At 53.9% G+C, this 20064-nt stretch carries 16 protein-coding genes; 2 read left to right on the top strand and 14 right to left on the bottom strand.

The features are described 5' to 3' along the window. Nucleotide 1 precedes the first annotated feature (1 nt). From nuoM to lrhA, 13 genes are all read right to left on the bottom strand, one after another. The gene (nuoM, locus tag HV318_RS06730; RefSeq protein WP_182272124.1) at nucleotides 2-1531 is read right to left on the bottom strand and encodes an NADH-quinone oxidoreductase subunit M; all 1530 of its coding nucleotides are present in this window, start codon (nucleotides 1529-1531) and stop codon (nucleotides 2-4) included. Between the two features lie 76 nt (nucleotides 1532-1607). Beyond that, on the bottom strand, nucleotides 1608-3449 hold the full coding sequence (gene nuoL / locus HV318_RS06735) for an NADH-quinone oxidoreductase subunit L (RefSeq protein ID WP_182272125.1): 1842 nt from the start codon (nucleotides 3447-3449) through the stop codon (nucleotides 1608-1610). After that, nucleotides 3446-3748 (bottom strand): NADH-quinone oxidoreductase subunit NuoK, encoded by a 303-nt coding sequence (nuoK, locus tag HV318_RS06740; RefSeq protein ID WP_003861496.1) that lies wholly within the window; start codon nucleotides 3746-3748, stop codon nucleotides 3446-3448. Before nuoK ends, nuoL begins: the two co-directional genes overlap by 4 nt. Next, nucleotides 3745-4299 carry an NADH-quinone oxidoreductase subunit J gene (nuoJ, locus tag HV318_RS06745; protein ID WP_063450387.1) on the bottom strand — a complete coding sequence of 185 codons (555 nt, stop codon included), beginning with the start codon at nucleotides 4297-4299 and terminating at the stop codon, nucleotides 3745-3747. Before nuoJ ends, nuoK begins: the two co-directional genes overlap by 4 nt. A 10-nt stretch (nucleotides 4300-4309) precedes the next feature. Then, nucleotides 4310-4852 (bottom strand): NADH-quinone oxidoreductase subunit NuoI, encoded by a 543-nt coding sequence (nuoI, locus tag HV318_RS06750; RefSeq protein ID WP_010433353.1) that lies wholly within the window; start codon nucleotides 4850-4852, stop codon nucleotides 4310-4312. A gap of 14 nt (nucleotides 4853-4866) precedes the next feature. Next, nucleotides 4867-5844, bottom strand: a complete 978-nt coding sequence (gene nuoH, locus HV318_RS06755) for an NADH-quinone oxidoreductase subunit NuoH (RefSeq protein ID WP_182272126.1) — start codon at nucleotides 5842-5844, stop codon at nucleotides 4867-4869. Next, a complete protein-coding gene (nuoG, locus tag HV318_RS06760; protein ID WP_182272127.1) occupies nucleotides 5841-8567 on the bottom strand; it encodes an NADH-quinone oxidoreductase subunit NuoG in 2727 nt (908 codons plus the stop codon). Before nuoG ends, nuoH begins: the two co-directional genes overlap by 4 nt. Before the next feature lie 56 nt (nucleotides 8568-8623). Continuing rightward, entirely contained in the window at nucleotides 8624-9961 is a 1338-nt protein-coding gene (nuoF, locus tag HV318_RS06765) for an NADH-quinone oxidoreductase subunit NuoF (RefSeq protein ID WP_182272128.1), read from the bottom strand. Continuing rightward, nucleotides 9958-10458, bottom strand: coding sequence for an NADH-quinone oxidoreductase subunit NuoE (nuoE, locus tag HV318_RS06770; protein WP_006176513.1), 501 nt, complete (start codon nucleotides 10456-10458; stop codon nucleotides 9958-9960). Before nuoE ends, nuoF begins: the two co-directional genes overlap by 4 nt. A gap of 2 nt (nucleotides 10459-10460) precedes the next feature. Beyond that, a complete protein-coding gene (nuoC, locus tag HV318_RS06775; protein WP_182272129.1) occupies nucleotides 10461-12263 on the bottom strand; it encodes an NADH-quinone oxidoreductase subunit C/D in 1803 nt (600 codons plus the stop codon). A gap of 89 nt (nucleotides 12264-12352) precedes the next feature. Further along, nucleotides 12353-13027 (bottom strand): NADH-quinone oxidoreductase subunit NuoB, encoded by a 675-nt coding sequence (gene nuoB, locus HV318_RS06780; protein ID WP_003861482.1) that lies wholly within the window; start codon nucleotides 13025-13027, stop codon nucleotides 12353-12355. A 15-nt stretch (nucleotides 13028-13042) separates the two neighbouring features. Further along, on the bottom strand, nucleotides 13043-13483 hold the full coding sequence (nuoA, locus tag HV318_RS06785) for an NADH-quinone oxidoreductase subunit NuoA (protein ID WP_182272130.1): 441 nt from the start codon (nucleotides 13481-13483) through the stop codon (nucleotides 13043-13045). 632 nt (nucleotides 13484-14115) lie between these two features. Continuing rightward, nucleotides 14116-15054: a transcriptional regulator LrhA gene (lrhA, locus tag HV318_RS06790; protein ID WP_182272131.1), complete on the bottom strand. Its 939-nt coding sequence runs from the start codon at nucleotides 15052-15054 to the stop codon at nucleotides 14116-14118. A gap of 1133 nt (nucleotides 15055-16187) precedes the next feature. On the opposite strand from lrhA, the gene alaA reads away from it, so the two are divergent. Then, nucleotides 16188-17402 carry an alanine transaminase AlaA gene (alaA, locus tag HV318_RS06795; protein ID WP_182272132.1) on the top strand — a complete coding sequence of 405 codons (1215 nt, stop codon included), beginning with the start codon at nucleotides 16188-16190 and terminating at the stop codon, nucleotides 17400-17402. 94 nt (nucleotides 17403-17496) lie between these two features. Beyond that, nucleotides 17497-18096, top strand: a complete 600-nt coding sequence (yfbR, locus tag HV318_RS06800; protein WP_182272133.1) for a 5'-deoxynucleotidase — start codon at nucleotides 17497-17499, stop codon at nucleotides 18094-18096. A 65-nt stretch (nucleotides 18097-18161) separates the two neighbouring features. Here yfbR and HV318_RS06805 read toward each other — a convergent pair whose 3' ends face one another. After that, nucleotides 18162-19994 carry an SLC13 family permease gene (locus HV318_RS06805; protein ID WP_182272134.1) on the bottom strand — a complete coding sequence of 611 codons (1833 nt, stop codon included), beginning with the start codon at nucleotides 19992-19994 and terminating at the stop codon, nucleotides 18162-18164. Nucleotides 19995-20064 lie beyond the last annotated feature (70 nt).

Below are 20064 nucleotides of genomic sequence, written 5' to 3' on the forward strand. Positions count from 1 at the left end.
ATTACTGCCTTGTAGTAGAAACAGAATTAACAAACCACTGCTGGATATTGCTCATCGCGGAATGCGAGGTATCCAGAATCGGCTGCGGGAAGAAGCCCAACAGCACCAGCAGTACGACCAGCAGCAGGATGATGAACAGCTCACGCAGCGACATCCCCGGCAGTTCTTGTGCAGCAATTTCGCTCTTCGCTTTACCGAAGTAAGCACGGTGCAGCATCGCCAGCGAGTAAACGGAAGCGAACACCAGACCAAACGTGGAGATCACGGTAATTGCCGGAACAACCTTGAAGCTGCCGAACAGAATCATGAATTCGCCAACGAAGTTACCGGTGCCAGGCATACCCAGAGTGGCAACCGCGAAGAACATAGACATCGCTGGCAGCCATTTCATTTTGCCCCACAGGCCACCCATCATACGCATGTCACGGGTGTGCAGACGTTCGTACAGCTGACCGCTCAGGATGAAGAGACCGGCTGCAGACAGACCGTGCGCAATCATCTGGATAACCGCGCCCTGGTACGCCAGCTGGCTGCCGGTGTAGATAGCAATCAGCACGAAGCCCATGTGGGAAACGGAGGTGTACGCGATAAGGCGTTTGATGTCGTACTGCGTAAACGCCATCCAGGCACCGTAGAAGATACCAATCACACCCAGCCACATGGCAATCGGAGCGAACTCAGCGGAAGCGTTCGGGAACAGCGGCAGAGCGAAACGCAGCAGACCGTAGGCAGCGGTTTTCAGCAAAATGCCCGCCAGGTCAACGGAACCCGCCGTTGGTGCCTGGGAGTGCGCATCTGGCAGCCAGCCGTGCAGTGGAACCACCGGCATTTTCACCGCGAAAGCGATGAAGAAGCCCAGCATCAGCAGGTATTCAACACCGTGAGACATCGGAGTCTTCAGCAGATCTTCATAGTTGAAGGTCCAGACGCCGGTGGCGTTGTGATGAACAAATACCAGCGCCAGGATCGCAATCAGCATCACCAGACCGCTCGCCTGGGTATAGATGAAGAACTTGGTTGCCGCCGTGATACGCGTTTTACCGTCAGATGCCTTGTGGCCCCACAGCGCGATCAGGAAGTACATCGGCACCAGCATCATCTCCCAGAAGAAGAAGAACAGGAACATGTCGATGGCAAGGAACACGCCGATAACGCCGCCCAGGATCCACATCAGGTTCAGGTGGAAGAAGCCCTGGTATTTTTCGATTTCTCGCCAGGAGCACAGTACCGCCAGAACGCCGAGCAGACCGGTCAGCACCACCATCAGCAGTGACAGACCGTCAATGGCCAGGTGAATCGTAATGCCGAAACGTGGGATCCACGGCAGAACGAATTCAGACTGCCACTGCGGAATACCCGCAGACTGAGTCAGAGAGTAGCCACCCTGCAACCACAGTTGCAGACCAAGCGCGAGCGTCAATCCCATAGTGATCAGCGCGATCCAGCGCGGCATCTTCACGCCAAAGCGTTCAGTCTGCCAGCACAGGAAGCCGCCGATGAAGGGAATTAATATTAGCCAGGGTAGTAACATGGCGATTTACATTCCTTTTTAAGGCCCCCAGCAGGGGCCTGATTTTCAACGAATTCGAATAAAATTCACTTAACGATCAACGCAACACCATCAGCAGCGCCAGCACGACAACCGCACCGATGCTCATAGACGCCACATACCAGCGCAGATAACCGTTCTCGCTGAACAGCAGGCCTTTACCTGCAAAGCGGGACAGGATCGCCGGAATATTCATCATGGCGTTCAGTGGGTCGCGCTTCAGCAGCCACGCAATACCCAGGAACGGCTTGACGAAAATCATATCGTACAGCCAGTCGAAGCCCCATGCGTTGTACCACCAGGTGCCCAGCAGACGGCCTGGCGCACTGTTGGCAACAGATGTCACCAGCGTACGTTTACCCAGCCACAGCCATGCTGCAATCAGGATGCCCGCAAGAGCGACCACACCAGAGGTGATTTCAAGCGTCAGAACGCGACCGTGCTCAAGCTCGGTGGTGTCTGGCAGTACGCCCTGCAGCGGTGGCACAATCATCGCGCCAACGAAGGTGGACAGTACCAGCAGCACAATCAGCGGCAGGTGGTGGGTAATCCCCTTCCCTGCGTGAGCGTGAATTTGTTCTTTACCGTGGAATACGATGAAAATCATACGGAAGGTATACAGGGAGGTCATGAACGCACCGACCAGACCCGCAACCATCAGATTGATATGACCATTCGCCATGGCACCCGCAAGGATTTCGTCCTTACTGAAGAAGCCCGCGGTAATCAGCGGCAATGCCGCCAGCGCCGCGCCGCCCACCAGGAAGCAGACATACACCAGCGGGATGGACTTACGCAGTCCGCCCATTTTGAAGATGTTCTGCTCGTGATGGCAGGCCAGGATCACGGAACCGGATGAGAGGAACAGCAGCGCTTTAAAGAACGCATGCGTCATCAGGTGGAAAATCGCCGCGTCCCACGCCTGAACACCCAGGGCCAGGAACATGTAACCAATCTGGCTCATGGTGGAGTATGCGAGAACGCGTTTGATGTCGGTCTGAACCAGCGCGGCAAAGCCTGCCAGCACCAGCGTAACCGCACCGACGATACCCACCAGATGCAGAATTTCCGGAGTCATCAGGAACAGGCCATGAGTACGCGCAATCAGGTAAACACCCGCGGTCACCATGGTTGCTGCGTGGATCAGCGCGGAGACCGGGGTTGGACCCGCCATCGCGTCTGCCAGCCATGTCTGCAACGGCAGCTGTGCGGATTTACCCACAGCACCACCCAGCAGCATCAGCGTTGCCCACATCAGCATATTGTTGCCTGCCGCGAAGTGAGCCGGTGCCAGTTCCACCATTTCGCGGAAGTTCAGCGTGCCCAGTTCGTTGTAGAGAATGAACAGTGCGAAGGCGAGGAACACGTCACCCACACGGGTCACGATGAACGCCTTCATGGCCGCTGCGCCATTCTTCGGATCGGTGTAGTAGAAACCGATCAGCAGGTAAGAACACAGACCCACGCCTTCCCAGCCCAGATACATCAGCAGCAGGTTATCGGCCAGCACCAGAACGACCATGCTCGCGATAAACAGGTTGGTGTAGGCGAAGAAGCGGGAGTAACCCTCTTCACCGCGCATATACCAGGAGGCAAACATGTGGATCAGGAAGCCCACGCCGGTTACCACGGAGAGCATGGTCAGAGACAGACCATCCAGCACCAGGTTAAAACCGATGTTGAAATCACCGACCGACATCCAGGTCCACAGCGGCACGCTGAAAGGCTGCTTGCCGTTGTTGAAGAAGTCGATACCTGCATACGCTGTCACCAGCGCAGCCAGACCGATAGAGCCAATGCCAACGGTTGCAGACAGATTCTCAGACCAGCGGCCACGAGAAAACGCCAGCAGCACGAAGCCAATCAGCGGAAAAATAATGGTTAAGGCAAGCATGTTCATCCACGCAACTCACTTACTGAATCGATGTTCAGGTTCTGGCGGCGACGATGGAGCTGCAGTAACAGCGCCAGGCCAATACTCGCTTCGGCAGCCGCGAGGCTGATAGCAAGAATGTACATCACCTGACCATCGGTCTGGCCCCAGTAGCTACCGGCGACCACGAAGGCCAGCGCGGAAGCGTTGATCATGATTTCCAGACCGATCAGCATAAACAGCAGATTGCGGCGGATGACCAGACCGGTTAAGCCGAGAACGAATAAAATCGCAGCGAGGATCAGTCCATGTGTTAAGGGGATCATGCGCGTTCCTCCGTTTTTCTTTTCGCGCGGTCGTCAGTGCGGTTGCTCAGCACCTCGCCAGCACGCTCTTCGCGGCCAACGTGGAAGGCCACAACCAGACCTGCCAGCAGCAGCATGGAGGCCAGTTCAACCGCCAGAACGTATGGGCCAAACAGCGTAATACCGACTGCTTTAGCGCTGATTGGCGTACCGTCGATGCCCTGATCGTTAACGCCCAGAATGGCGTAAACAATCACCACCAGCATGATGGCCGACAAAATTGCCGGGCCAATCCACACCTGCGGTTTTAACCACTGACGTTCCTGCTCAATTTCAGAGCCGCCCAGATTCAGCATCATTACCACGAAGACGAACAGCACCATGATGGCACCAGCGTAGACGATGATTTCCAGCGCACCGGCAAAGTGCGCGCCCAGCGCAAAGAACACCCCGGAAATAGCCAGCAGCGAAATGATTAAATACAGCAGCGCATGCACCGGATTGGTGTGCGTAATCACTCGCAACGTGGCCAGGATGGCGATGAGGCCACAGATATAAAAAGCGAATTCCATTGCCCTCTCCTTACGGTAACAGGCTCTTGACGTCGATAGGCTTAGCTTCATTCTCTGCTTCGCCCTTATCTTTGCCGTCGATTGCCATACCCGCCATCCGGTAGAAGTTATATTCCGGGTATTTGCCCGGACCGGAAATCAGCAGATCCTCTTTCTCGTACACCAGATCCTGACGCTTGTACTCACCCAGCTCGAAGTCTGGAGTCAGCTGAATCGCCGTGGTTGGGCACGCTTCTTCACACAGACCGCAGAAGATGCAGCGTGAGAAGTTGATGCGGAAGAACTCAGGGTACCAGCGGCCATCTACCGTCTCTGCTTTCTGCAGAGAGATACAGCCCACCGGACACGCTACCGCACACAGGTTACAGGCAACGCAACGCTCCGAACCGTCCGGGTCGCGCGTCAGCACGATACGGCCACGGTAGCGCGGCGGCAGATATACCGGCTCTTCCGGGTACATCTGGGTTTCGCGTTTGGCAAACGCGTGCAGGCCGATCATCCAGATACTGCGTACCTGGGTGCCGAAGCCTACCAATAATTCTTTTAAGGTCATGATCTCAAAGCCCCTTATGGCTGCTGCCAGAGAATGACAGCCGCCGTTACCAGCAAGTTGACGAGCGTCAGCGGCAGGCAAACTTTCCAGCCGAAGGACATTACCTGGTCATAACGAGGACGCGGTAACGACGCACGAATCAAAATGAACATCATCATGAAGAACGCGGTTTTCAGCGCGAACCAGATGAACGGTGGTAAGAACGGGCCATGCCAGCCACCAAAGAACAGCGTTACCATCAACGCGGAAATGGTGACGATACCAATGTACTCGCCCACGAAGAACAGACCGAACTTCATACCGGAATATTCAATGTGGTAACCGTCGGCCAGTTCCTGTTCGGCTTCTGGCTGGTCAAACGGGTGACGGTGACACACCGCCACGCCCGCGATAGCAAAGGTAATGAAACCAAAGAACTGCGGGATGACGTTCCAGATGTCGGCCTGGTTGTTGACGATGTCGGTCATGTTGAATGAACCGGCCTGCGCCACCACGCCCATCAGGGAAAGACCCAGGAACACTTCGTAGCTGAGCGTCTGCGCGGAAGCACGCATTGCACCCAACAGCGAGTATTTGTTGTTACTGGACCAGCCTGCAAACAGCACCGCGTATACCGCGAGGCCTGCCATCATCAGGAAGAACAGAATGCCGATGTTCAGGTCAGCCACAACCCAGGTCGGGCTGACAGGAACGATAGCAAACGCCAGCAGCAGCGAGGTAAAGGCGATCATCGGTGCCAGAGTAAAGATCACGCGATCCGAGAAGCGCGGGATCCAGTCCTCTTTAAAGAACATCTTGATCATGTCCGCGACCAGCTGGAGTGAACCACCCCAGCCCACGCGGTTCGGTCCGTAACGGTTCTGGAACAGACCGAGCAGACGACGTTCACCAAAGCTCATGAACGCGCCGCAGGTGACCACCACCAGCAGAATGACAATTGCTTTCAGAATGCTCAGCAGGATGTCGATAAGATCCGGCGTTAACCAACTCATGCTTTTGCCTCCTGCAGGTTATCAAGACGCGCACCCGCCAGTACCGGCGCGATGCCAGGCATACCCATCGGTAAACCAACCTGCCCTGCTGTCAGACCTTCGGAGATAATCAGCGGCAGGCTGATTGTCTGGCCATCGTAGCTAAAGGCAATGTTCGCGCCCGCGTTGACGTCAAGCTTAGCGGCATCTGCCGGGTTGAGCTTGATGTACGGCTGCGGCATACGCTGCTGGAAGACCGGAGAACGCTGGGACAACTCGTCGCTACCAAACAGATGGTAGTACGGCGCAATACGCCAGCTACCAACCTGTGCCTGGAAGCTCGCCGGAACGGTGGCGAAGAAGTCCAGACCGGTTTCGGAGGCTTCAATCAGACGCACGCCCGGATCACCGTGACGCAGGGAGCCGCCCACTTCAGCCTGGAATTTGTTCCATGCCTGTGGGGAGTTCCAGCCCGGAGCCCATGCGAACGGAACCTGAGAGCGCGGTGCAGACGGCTGGTTGTTCCCTTCCATTGAGAAGGCAAACATCGTGTCTTTATCCTGCGGCTGACGAGGTTCATGCACACTGATATTGGCACGCATGGCGGTACGACCGCTGTAACGGTGCGGTTCACGCGCCAGTTTCTGACCGCGAATACGGAAGCTTGCGTCAGGTGCCGCATCTTTAATCGCCGCCAGCTGAGGCAGTTTTTCAGCTACCGCATCGATAACGTGGTCAAGCTGCGTCCAGTCCACTTCACGGCTCTGCACGGTGCTGTGCAAAGAGTGCAGCCAGCGCCAGCTTTCCAGCATCACCGTGTTGCTGTCGTAGTACGCAGGGTCATAAACCTGGAAGAAACGCTGCGCGCGGCCTTCGTTGTTGATAACCGTACCGTCGCTTTCTGCGAAGCTTGCCGCAGAGAGCACCAGGTGCGCTTTGTCCATAATGGCTGTGCGCTGATGGTCAATAACCATCACCAGCGGCGCTTTTGCGAGCGCTGCGTCAACGCGTGCCGCAGAGGCATGGCGATGCAGGTCGTTTTCCAGCACCACAACGGCGTCAGCAGCACCGGATTCCAGTTCGCTTAACGCCGCTTCCAGAGAACCGCCGCCAATCATACCCAGACCGATGCTGTTCACCGCACGGGCAATCATGGTTACGCCAACGTCCGCACCACGGCCTTTCAGAGCTTTAGCAACGTTTGCTGCCGCCTGAACGATCTCCGCGCTACCGGCGTTAGTCCCGGAAATAATCAGCGGTTTCTTCGCCCCTGCCAGCGCCTGAACAATCACGTCAACCTTATTTTGCAGGTCGCGATCCAGGCCTTCAACGGCCGGAGAGTTGTTGTCCAGTGCGTGTGCAATCGCAAAACCAAGACGCGCCTGATCTTCAACCGGTGCGCAGTAGGTCCACGCAGCGATATCATCCAGACGGGTGTTGTCGACGTTTGTCACAAACAGTGGGTGTTTGGCGCGCTGACCGATGTTCAGGATCGCCGCAATCTGCCAGTCAGCCACTTTCTGGGCTGCTGCCATTTCACGCGCTTTACCTTTCACCGCCTGACGAACCGCCAGGGCAGCGCGAGCGCCGGTCTGAGTCAGGTCTTCACCCAGCACCAGAACCGCATCATAAGATTCGATTTCGCGCAGCGCAGGGGTATGAATACCACCTTCGCGCAGCACTTTCAGTACCAGTTGCAGACGTTCCTGCTCGCCCTGGGCGATACCGGTATAGAAGTTTTCCGCCCCAACCAGCTCGCGCAACGCGAAGTTGCTTTCGATGCTGGCGCGCGGGGAGCCGATACCGATCACCTTCTTCGACTGGCGCAGAATATCTGCCGCGCCCTGCATCGCTTGTTCAGCGTTCAGGGTGATCAGGTCATCGCCACGGCGTTGAACCGGCTGACGCGGACGGTCTTTCAGGTTCACATAGCCATAACCGAAACGACCACGGTCGCACAGGAAGTAGTGGTTAACGGTACCGTTGTAACGGTTTTCGATACGACGCAGTTCGCCGTAACGTTCACCCGGGCTGGTGTTACAGCCAAGAGAGCACTGCTGGCAGATGCTTGGAGCAAACTGCATGTCCCATTTACGGTTGTAACGCTCGGAGTGCGTTTTATCTGTGAATACGCCGGTCGGGCAGATTTCTACCAGGTTACCGGAGAATTCGCTTTCAAGCGTACCGTCTTCCGGACGACCGAAGTAGACGTTGTCATGCGCGCCATACACGCCCAGATCCTGACCGTCTGCGTAGTCTTTGTAGTAACGCACGCAGCGGTAGCAGGCGATGCAGCGGTTCATTTCGTGAGAGATGAACGGCCCCAGATCCTGGTTACGGTGGGTACGTTTGGTAAAGCGATAGCGACGGAAGCTGTGACCGGTCATTACGGTCATATCCTGAAGGTGGCAGTTACCGCCCTCTTCACAGACCGGACAGTCGTGTGGGTGGTTGGTCATCAACCATTCCACCACGCTTTCGCGGAACTGTTTGGCTTCTTCGTCATCAATCGAAATAAAAGTGCCTTCGGTGGCTGGCGTCATACAGGACATCACCAGGCGACCACGCGTGTCTTCCGCGTTCTGATATTGCTTCACCGCACACTGGCGGCAAGCACCGACGCTGCCCAGCGCCGGATGCCAGCAAAAGTACGGAATATCAAGGCCGAGCGACAGACAAGCTTCCAGCAGGTTGTCCGCCCCGTTGACCTCATATTCTTTGCCGTCTACATGAATCGTAGCCATTAGCATGCTTCCAGTTGGCTCAGACTATGTCTGAGCGTTAATCAAAATTCTTGTCGTTACCAGCGCGTTTTCAGCAGGTTCGGCTGAATACCATTGATTGCATGGGTATTGCTGAACGGCTGCTTGATGCCTGCTTCGAATTCATCGCGGAAATATTTAATCGCGCTCTGCAGTGGCTCGACGGCACCGGGTGCGTGGGCACAGAAGGTTTTACCTGGGCCCAGGAATCGACACAGTTGCTCAAGTGTCTCGATATCGCCAGGCTGACCTTCGCCACGTTCAATAGCACGGAGGATCTTCACGCTCCACGGCAGACCATCACGGCATGGTGTACACCAGCCGCAGGACTCGCGGGCGAAGAACTCTTCCAGGTTACGCACCAGCGATACCATGCCGATCTCATGGTCGACGGCCATCGCCAGCGCCGTACCCAGACGGCTACCTGCTTTACCAATGCTTTCGAATTCCATTGGCAGGTCAAGGTGGGCTTCGGTCAGGAAGTCTGTCCCTGCCCCGCCCGGCTGCCAGGCTTTGAATTTCAGGCCGTCACGCATGCCGCCAGCATAGTCTTCAAGAATTTCACGCGCGGTAGTACCGAACGGCAGTTCCCAGACGCCAGGGTTTTTCACGCGACCGGAGAAGCCCATCAGCTTGGTACCGGCATCTTTGCTTGCAGAGATGCCCTGATACCACTCCACGCCGTTAGCGAGGATTGCCGGAACGTTACACAGGGTTTCGACGTTGTTGACGCAGGTCGGTTTGCCCCACACGCCGGAGCTTGCCGGGAACGGTGGCTTGGAACGCGGGTTCGCACGGCGGCCTTCCAGGGAGTTAATCAGCGCGGTTTCTTCACCACAGATATAACGCCCTGCCCCGGTGTGCACGAACAGTTCGAAGTCAAAACCGGTGCCCAGGATATTTTTACCCAGCAGGCCCGCTTCGGTGGCTTCGGCGATCGCGCGGCGCAGGTTTTCTGCCGCTTCGATGTATTCACCGCGCAGGAAGATGTAACCACGGTACGCTTTCAGCGCGAACGCGGAGATCAGCATGCCTTCCACCAGCAGGTGTGGCAGCTGTTCCATCAGCAGGCGGTCTTTATAGGTGCCCGGCTCCATTTCATCGGCGTTACACAGCAGGTAACGGATGTTCATGGATTCGTCTTTTGGCATCAGGCTCCACTTCAGACCGGTGGAGAAGCCCGCACCGCCGCGCCCTTTCAGGCCAGAATCTTTCACCGCATTAACGATTTCATCCGGTGCCATGCCGCCGAGGGCTTTACGCGCACCGGCATAACCGTTTTTGCTTTGGTATTCGTCGAGCCATACCGGCTGTTTGTCATCGCGCAGACGCCAGGTCAGCGGATGAGTCTCAGCAGTACGAATTACAGTTTTCATTTGTACTGCTCCAGCAGGTCAGGAATGGCTTCCGGCGTCAGATGGCTGTGAGTGTCCTCATCAATCATCATGGTCGGCCCCTTGTCACAGTTACCCAGGCAGCAGGTTGGCAGCAGAGTAAAGCGACCATCGAACGTGGTCTGGCCCGGCTTGATATTGAGTTTTTTCTCAATTGCCGCCTGAATGCCCTGATAACCGGTAATGTGACAAACAACGCTGTCACAATAGCGGATCACATGGCGGCCTACCGGCTGACGGAAGATCTGGCTGTAGAACGTGGCTACACCTTCTACATCACTTGCCGGAATACCCAGCACTTTTGCGATCTCATAGATCGCCCCATCCGGCACCCAACCACGCTGTTTCTGAACGATTTTCAGCGCTTCAATGGACGCCGCACGCGGGTCTTCGTAGTGGTGCATCTCGTGCTCAATGGCGGCACGCTCTGCTTCACTCAGCTCAAAAGCCTCGGTTTGTGGTTGTTGATTCTCGTGCATAATTAGCGGTCCACATCTGACATAACAAAATCGATACTACCCAGATACACAATCAGGTCGGAGACCAGACTGCCGCGAATGGCGGCCGGGATCTGCTGCAGGTGCGCGAAGCTTGGCGTACGCACACGGGTACGGTAGCTCATGGTGCTGCCGTCACTGGTCAGGTAGTAGCTGTTGATACCCTTGGTCGCTTCAATCATCTGGAAGGATTCATTGGCCGGCATGACCGGACCCCAGGAAACCTGCAGGAAGTGGGTGATCAGGGTTTCGATATGTTGCAGCGTGCGCTCTTTCGGTGGCGGCGTGGTCAGCGGGTGATCCGCTTTGAACGGGCCTTCCGGCATGTTGTTGAGGCACTGCTCAAGGATGCGCAGACTCTGGCGCAGCTCTTCTACTTTCAGCATCACGCGGGTGTAGCAGTCGGATACACCGCCGCCAACCGGGACTTCAAAGTCGAAGTTCTCGTAGCCAGAGTAAGGACGGGCTTTACGCACGTCGAAATCAATACCGGTTGCACGCAGACCCGCCCCTGTTGTCCCCCACTCCAGCGCTTCTTTCGCGCCGTAGGCAGCAACGCCCTGGGAACGGCCTTTCAGGATGGTGTTACGCAGTGCGGCTTTCTCGTAAGAGGCCAGACGTTTTGGCATCCAATCGAGGAATTCACGCAGCAGACGATCCCAACCGCGCGGCAGATCGTGTGCGACACCACCGATACGGAACCAGGCCGGGTGCATACGGAAGCCGGTAATCGCTTCAACCAGATCGTAGATTTTCTGACGGTCGGTAAAGGCGAAGAAGACCGGGGTCATCGCGCCAACGTCCTGAATGAACGTGGAGATGTACAGCAGGTGGCTGTTAATACGGAACAGTTCAGACAGCATGACGCGGATCACGTTAACGCGATCCGGCGTGGTGATGCCTGCCAGTTTCTCAACGGCCAGCACGTATGGCATTTCGTTTACGCAACCGCCGAGGTATTCGATACGGTCGGTATACGGAATGTAGCTGTGCCAGGACTGGCGCTCGCCCATCTTCTCAGCACCACGGTGGTGGTAACCGATATCCGGAACGCAGTCGACAATCTCTTCGCCATCAAGCTGAAGAATAATACGGAATGCACCGTGCGCAGATGGGTGGTTCGGGCCGAGGTTGAGGAACATGAAGTCCTCGTTGTCGGTACCGCGCTTCATGCCCCAGTCTTCCGGCTTGAAGGTCAGTGCTTCCATCTCCAGATCCTGCTTGGCTTTGGTCAGCTCAAACGGGTCGAATTCAGTTGCACGTGCCGGGTAGTCTTTACGCAGCGGGTGGCCGGTCCAGGTCTGCGGCATCATGATGCGCGTCAGGTGTGGGTGGCCGTCAAAGGTCATGCCGAACATTTCCCAGGTTTCACGCTCATACCAGTTGGCGTTCGGGAAAAGTTTGGTGATCGTCGGCAGATGCATGTCGTTTTCAGACAATGCCACCTTGAGCATGATATCCGTATTGCGGTCTATTGAGATCAGGTGGTAGAAAACGGAAAAATCCGCAGCAGGGAGACCCTGGCGGTGCGTACGCAGACGTTCATCCATGCCGTGTAAGTCAAACAGCATGACGTAAGGTTTTGGCAATTTCTTGAGGAAATCGACAACTTCCAGTAATTGTTCACGCTTCACCCAGACAACGGGTACCCCGGTGCGGGTGGCCTGAACAGTAAAGGCATCCGGCCCAAAACGGTTGCGCAGTTCGCCAATGACAGGGTCATCCAGATGATCCCGGGTCTGCCAGGCGGCTTCTTGCGCGGTTAAGTCGGTCATATTGTTCACCATTGCAAATGGTCCGTGGTGACTGTCAAGCCTGGCTTCGCGCTATTTGAGTAGTGATATGCGAAGGTATTCTCCAGGCCAACAGGCGCAAATTAAATTTCGTCAGGCGTACGCAGGTTGGTGACTGCAATACGTTCACCGCGTTTACGCTCGCGCTCAGACTGCATGTTCGCGCGATACACACCCTGATCGCCTACAACCCATGAAAGTGGGCGGCGCTCTTTACCGATAGACTCCTGCAGCAGCATCAGCGCCTGCATGTAAGCCTCCGGACGCGGCGGGCAACCTGGGATGTAAACGTCGACTGGAATGAACTTATCAACGCCCTGCACGACGGAATAAATGTCGTACATCCCGCCAGAGTTCGCGCAAGCGCCCATAGAGATAACCCATTTAGGCTCGAGCATCTGGTCATAAAGACGCTGAATAACCGGTGCCATCTTGGTAAAGCACGTACCGGCGACCACCATCAGGTCAGCCTGACGTGGGGACGCGCGGAGCACCTCGGCCCCAAAACGCGCAACGTCATGCACCGCAGTGAATGACGTCACCATTTCAACGTAGCAGCAAGAAAGGCCAAAGTTGTAAGGCCAGATGGAGTTCTTACGCCCCCAGTTGACCATATCGTGCATGGCATGCTCAAGCTTACCCATGTACACGCTTTTATTGACTTCTTGCTCCAGGGGGTCGGTTACGATCTCCTGTTTTTGCAGGGGGTAACGGTCATTCTCACCGTTAGGATCTATGCGGGTGAGCGTATAATCCATCTTATTGCCTCGCTGTTACTGCTGACGATTAGAGATACTGTTTTCCGGGTTGATGTGTTCACGACGTGAACGCGCAGGCGTCCAGTCAAGCGCGCCAATACGCACCAGATAAACCAGACCGGCCAGTAGCACTAAAATGAAAATTGCGGCCTCGACAAAGCCTATCCAACCACTTTCGCGGATGGAGGTAGACCATGCGAAAAGGTAAAGCGCTTCCACGTCAAAGATGACGAAGAACATAGCTACCAGATAGAACTTGGCAGACAGGCGTAAGCGAGCGGAACCTACTGAATCAATACCTGATTCGAAAGGTGTGTTTTTGTGCCTTGCGCGGGCGCGACCGCCCAGGAACCAGCCGCCGACTAACATCAGGCAGCACAGGCCAATGGCTACAATAAGAAAGATTGCGAATGCCCAGTGATGAGCGATGACTTCTGTGGATGTTGACATACTCATTGCTTACTCATCAAAAGTGATACCGACGACACTGCTCTTGCTGGCAGATGGGCATCACATCGATTCATGGGGAGGAACAAATAACCTTACACTAACTGTCGGAAATGGGGCGTAGACAGCAAAATGATGTGGTTTTTTACTCCTTTCTATAACCTTTTGTCAACTTTAACAAAGGTTTCTTCACATTAAATTACATCGCACGATTACCATTAACATTTCATGCCCTTTAACCCTGGTGGGTTCCAGACTTTACGTCAAACGCATGTTGTTGAATCGTGTCCGTTTTGGAAGTAAAAAAAACAACCCTCCTATTTTGACAGGATTTGCCAACGATTCCTCCCCCCAAATGGGAGTATTTTCTTGATCTGAGACACGCTTTTGTTAATTCAATCGAAAAAACGGCAACATATTTCCTGTTTTTTTAACATCAAAGGGATGAGGAAGACGTCAGAACGGAAAACGAACACGTTTTAAGCAAATTCATTTATCTGATTAATAAATAAAACCTATTTACCTAATCCATGCTGTTGAGGAGGTTATTGTCGACCAAAAAAAAACCACTCTACGCAAAAATCGCGCGAGTGGCCTTTTTTTTACACTTACATTTTGTTACCAGAATTTTGAGTCTCTGATCACTCAAAGTCCCTTTCGACAACCAGGGAGTCACCCCCCTCTTCAGGAGTAACATGCTCGTACTGCCAGGGGTTGTGGTAGGTTTCAATGGCCTCGAACACCACCTTCGCCAGTTCATTATTGCTGGATGCGTTGCGACAAAGCAGGTACTCCGTATCCGGCAATGCAGGAAGACCTTCCGCTTTACCCAGTACGCGCAGATCCGGACTCATCATCTCTACCGGACGTGCGGTTACGCCAAGACCCGCTTTTACGGCGGCACGTACCGCTGGCAGTGTGGATGCCACATACGCCAGACGCCACGGAATGTTGGCCTCATTTAGCGCAGTGATCACCATATCGCGGAACGGGCTTGGCTCGTCCAGCAAAACCAACGGTATTGCCTCGCCTTTTTGCAGCACATATTCAGCCGCGCAGTACCAGTGCGTCGGAGAAGTACGCAGCGTCAGACACTCAAATTGCCCAGGACGATGCGTCGTGACCACCAGGTCGACTTCATTCTCTTTCAACATATCAACCATAAAGGCGTTACGTTTTACGCTAACATCCAGCGCAAGCTTCGGATAAACCGAACTAATACGATTGAGAAGGAAAGGCAATATAGTATCCGCTGACTCATCAGATGCACCTAATGTTAACACCCCCTGAAGGTTGCTAAACATTAATGACATACATGCTTCGTCATTAAAGCGAAGTATTTTTCTGGCATAACCCAGTAGCTGAATACCGTGTTCAGTCAATAGCTTATTACGCCCATGGCGCGCAAAAAGCTCTTTACCGACCAGTTGTTCCAGCCGTTGCATTTGCTGGCTAACAGCGGACTGGGTTCGGCAAACTGCGGCAGCAGCAGCTGCAAAAGTGTTGAGATCGGCGACCGCAACAAACGTTCTCAGCAGATCGAGGTCGAGATTCATTATCGGACGATTTGCATTTATCATATCTATTCACTTTCAGGTTGCTCGTGCGGAGCTGCCCGGGTTGAAGCTGTGTGTAACAGTTAAGCAATTCCCTCTGACGATTATCCCTCGCATCCTGACCCGGCAGACTGCCTGACAGATAGTTATTGTGCTGCTTTTTTCACTTCACCCTTCAGGCTGCTTCCGTATTGGCCGCGTCTGCTCACCCCAGCCACTGACCTGAGTAAGCTTCCGGGGATTTTCAGACGTGCCGCGTTACCCGGCCTGCGGCCTCCCCCCTTCGGGGCCAGCGCAAGCACAGTTCAAAAACGCTGAAAGCGTTTTTGTGATGCAGCTTGAATGATTTTGTGTATATATCAACAGTCAGAAAGCACGTTTCATGACGTTATTTTTATTCTCTTAAACGTTCAGGATATTTAGATGTTCGCAGGTTTATGTAAATTACATTAAAGGTAAGACACATTTTCTGCCATCTTTATCGCAGCGCTGTCAACGCAGCAGGATGTGCTTCGCACACTCCAGCCAGAGAGAACTCTAACAATAACAATCGACTAATTCAGAAAATCAGTTCCAGATATACAAGACGAGCGCATCTTTCATCTGCTTTCCTGAAAGACATCTTAACCCAAATCCACCTTATTTATAAGTCTTATTGCAATATTAAGGATTTAAGGGTGTTGATAAGTGGCTAAACTAATTTTATTAAAATTAACGAAAGTTGCATTTTCGTCGTTAATAATAAATAAATTTTAATTTAGATTAAGGTCATTCATTAATGACACTTAACATTAAATTTACATGAGTAACCTTTAGCCCAGGGTGTCTATTACAGTAACCCGTATCTCAACATTCAGGTTTTACGAAAAGTCACTCAGGGTAACGTCTTGCATCCGGCTGACCCTATTTTATTTTTAACAGCACAATATGCAACTATCATATCAATCAACAGCACAATAAACCTAAAACCACACTATGTGCATTACTTTAGGTCAGCGAAATGGCTCGCAGCCAGCAAAATAGATTCAACAAGAATTAGTCCATTGTACGAAATCTTCTTCTGTACGCCCTTCAAAATGAAGCGAGGGGGGAGTACATTGTTCCGTGCTGACTTCCACGGCAGGGAGTGGCAATAATAGCGAAAAGGTTAAAGGTTCATGTCCCCTATCGAAAAATCCAGCAAGCTAGATAACGTCTGTTATGACATCCGTGGCCCGGTTCTGAAAGAGGCAAAGCGCCTCGAAGAAGAAGGCAATAAGGTTCTGAAACTCAACATTGGTAATCCTGCGCCATTTGGTTTTGAAGCGCCGGATGAGATCCTGGTAGATGTGATCCGCAACCTGCCCACTGCACAAGGCTATTGCGATTCAAAAGGACTCTACTCCGCGCGTAAAGCCATCATGCAGCACTACCAGGCGCGCGGCATGCGTGACGTTACCGTTGAAGATATCTATATTGGCAACGGCGTCTCTGAGCTTATCGTGCAGGCCATGCAGGCACTGCTGAACAGCGGTGACGAAATGCTGGTACCCGCGCCGGACTACCCGCTGTGGACAGCAGCAGTATCACTGTCCAGCGGTAAAGCGGTGCACTACCTGTGCGACGAGTCCTCTGACTGGTTCCCGGATCTCGATGATATTCGCGCTAAGATAACCCCTCGCACGCGCGGTATCGTCATTATCAACCCGAACAACCCAACGGGTGCGGTCTATTCCAGAGAGTTACTGATGGAGATCGTGGAGATCGCCCGCCAGCACAACCTGATTATCTTTGCCGACGAAATTTACGACAAAATTCTGTACGATGCGGCGCAACACCACTCTATCGCCGCACTGGCACCGGATCTGCTGACCATTACCTTCAACGGCCTGTCCAAGACCTATCGTGTGGCGGGTTTCCGTCAGGGCTGGATGGTACTGAACGGGCCGAAAAAACACGCCAAAGGGTATATCGAAGGGCTTGAGATGCTGGCGTCCATGCGTTTATGCGCCAACGTTCCGGCACAGCACGCGATCCAGACCGCACTCGGTGGTTACCAGAGCATCAGCGAATTTATCACCCCGGGTGGCCGTCTGTACGAACAGCGTAACCGCGCGTGGGAGCTGATCAACGATATCCCGGGCGTCTCCTGTGTCAAACCTAACGGCGCGCTCTACATGTTCCCGAAAATTGACGCGAAGCGCTTCAATATTCATGACGACCAGAAAATGGTGCTCGATTTCCTGTTACAGGAAAAAGTGCTGCTGGTTCAGGGTACCGCGTTCAACTGGCCGTGGCCGGATCACGTGCGCATCGTCACCCTGCCGCGTGAGGACGACCTCGAAATGGCCATCAGTCGCTTTGGCCGCTTCCTCTCCGGTTACCACCAGTAATCTTAAAAATCAGGCTACTTCGGTAGCCTGATTTGCATCTTGTCTCCCCTACCCGCACAATGAAGTCTGTCGCTGTGAAGACAAAAGGTAACCTATGAGTCAGAGTCATTTCTTTGCCCATCTCTCCCGCCTTAAACTGATCAACCGCTGGCCTTTGATGCGCAATGTGCGCACTGAAAATGTGTCGGAACACAGCCTGCAGGTTGCGATGGTCGCTCACGCACTGGCGGCCATTAAAAACCGTAAATTCAACGGGCAGGTCAATGCTGAGCGTATTGCTCTGCTGGCAATGTATCACGATGCCTCTGAAGTGCTGACCGGGGATTTACCCACACCGGTGAAATATTTCAACTCGCAGATTGCGCAGGAATATAAGGCGATCGAGAAGATTGCCCAGCAGAAGTTGATCGATATGGTGCCGGAAGAGTTGCGCGATATCTTCGAACCGCTGATCGACGAACATCGTTATACGGAAGATGAACAATCGCTGGTGAAACAGGCGGATGCGCTGTGCGCCTATCTGAAATGTCTGGAAGAGTTGTCAGCCGGAAATAATGAGTTTTTACTGGCCAAAACGCGTCTGGAAAAAACGCTCGAATCCCGCCGCAGTGAAGAGATGGATTATTTTATGCAGGTGTTCGTACCGAGCTTCCATTTGTCGCTGGATGAAATTAGCCAGGATTCACCGCTATAACAGACCATGATTGCCCGGCGGCGCTGCCGGACTGATCCCATCGCAGACGCCACCCGACAATTTACTTAAAACGGGAACAATACCGGAATCAACACTACGCACACCAACATCACCAGCACGGTGAACGGCACGCCAATCTTCACGAAATCGCTAAATTTGTAGTTACCTGGCCCCAGCACCAGCGTGTTAACCGGCGAAGAGACCGGGGTCATAAACGCCGCAGAGGCCGCCATTGCCACCATCATGGCAAATGGATACGGTGAAACCCCCATCGATTTCGCCATTGCCAGTGCGATGGGAGCCATCAGTACGGCCGTCGCCGTATTGGAAATAAACAACCCGATGGCGGCACACATGATAAACAGACACACCATCATCATATACGGGCCATATCCCCCGCCGACATCCATTAGCCCTTTAACCACCAAATCCACGCCACCGGTCTTTTGCAGTGCCAGGGCAAAGGGCATCATCCCGACAATCAGAATGATGCTCGGCCAGTGAACGGCTTTGTAGGCACTTTCAGCATCAATACAGCGGAATTTCCCCATCAGCAGGCAGGCAATAATCGCCGCGATCGGATTGGGGATCTCATCGGTAAGCATTAACGCCACCATCAGCACCAGACAAAAAATCGCATGGGGTGCCTGGCTATGCGCCGGAGACGCATCGCTCTCTTCAACGGGCATATTGAGTACCACAAAATCGCGGCCTTTCTGTCCAAGCTGGCTGATCAGCTTCCAGTTGCCAACCACGAGGAAAATATCCCCCAGCAGGATGGGTTCATCCACAACCGCACCTTTCATCGCCACGCCATCGCGCTTTAAGCCCACCACATTCAGGCCATAACGGGTACGGAAGCCCATTTCGCGCACAGTTTTACCCAATAATTCAGACTCAGGGATCAGCGACACTTCAGCCATGCCGACGTCCAGCGCCTGGTCTGAAAAATACTCGCCGCGCAGCACCATCGGCTCCAGCAGTTGTTCACTGCAAAACTCGCGCAGATCAACATCCGCCGTGGACATATCAATCAGCAAAACGTCACGCGCCCGGAATTCCGACACCCCGTTCACGTTCACGATCACCCGACGGAAACGACGCCAGCGCTCCACGCCGATCACGTTCGCGCCATAGCGTTCCCGCAGCTTCAGGTCGTCCAGACGCTGGCCGACCATCGGTGAACCTGGGCGAATGGCCAGACGGCGGGCGCGCCCGGTCAGACGGTACTCTTTGATCAAATCGCGAAAGGTACGCCGTTTCCAGCCGTCTTTGCTTTTATCCTGCGTCTCGCCCTGCAGGGCAAAGCGGGTCAGCAGCATATAGATAACGCCCATGACCAGAATCACCAGCCCAAGCGGGGTAACGCTGAAAAAACTGAAACCCTGTAACCCTTCACGGATCAGCTCACTGTTGACGACCAGGTTCGGTGGTGTAGCCACCAGCGTCATCATGCCGCTAACAAGCCCGGCAAAGCTCAGGGGCATCATCAGACGCGACGGTGAGGTCTGCATCCGCATGGAGACGCTGAGTACCACGGGGATAAAGATCGCGACAACGCCAGTTGAACTCATAAACGCCCCCAGCCCGGCAACCGTCAGCATCAGGTAGATCAGCATTTTGGTTTCACTGTTACCTGCCACCTTCACCAGCCACGATCCCACAATGGTCGCGACGCCAGTGCGCACCAGGCCGTCACCAATAATGAACAGAGCAGCAATCAGGATCACGTTAGGGTCGCTAAACCCGGAGAAGGCCTCCGGAAGCGTGAGCGTACCGCTCAACACAAACGCAACAATCACAAACAAGGCGACGGCATCCATGCGCACCTTGCCTGTAGCAAAGAGAATGATAGCGATTAAAAGCAGGCTGAGGACCCAAATCAGTTCACCGTTCACAACATGTCCTTGTCTGAGGGGGTACAAAATTTTGCCATAAAAAAGCCCCAGCAATGTGGGGCTAAATCAT

This window comes from Enterobacter sp. RHBSTW-00901 (assembly GCF_014103115.1).
Taxonomy (GTDB): Bacteria; Pseudomonadota; Gammaproteobacteria; order Enterobacterales; family Enterobacteriaceae; genus Enterobacter; species Enterobacter cloacae_P.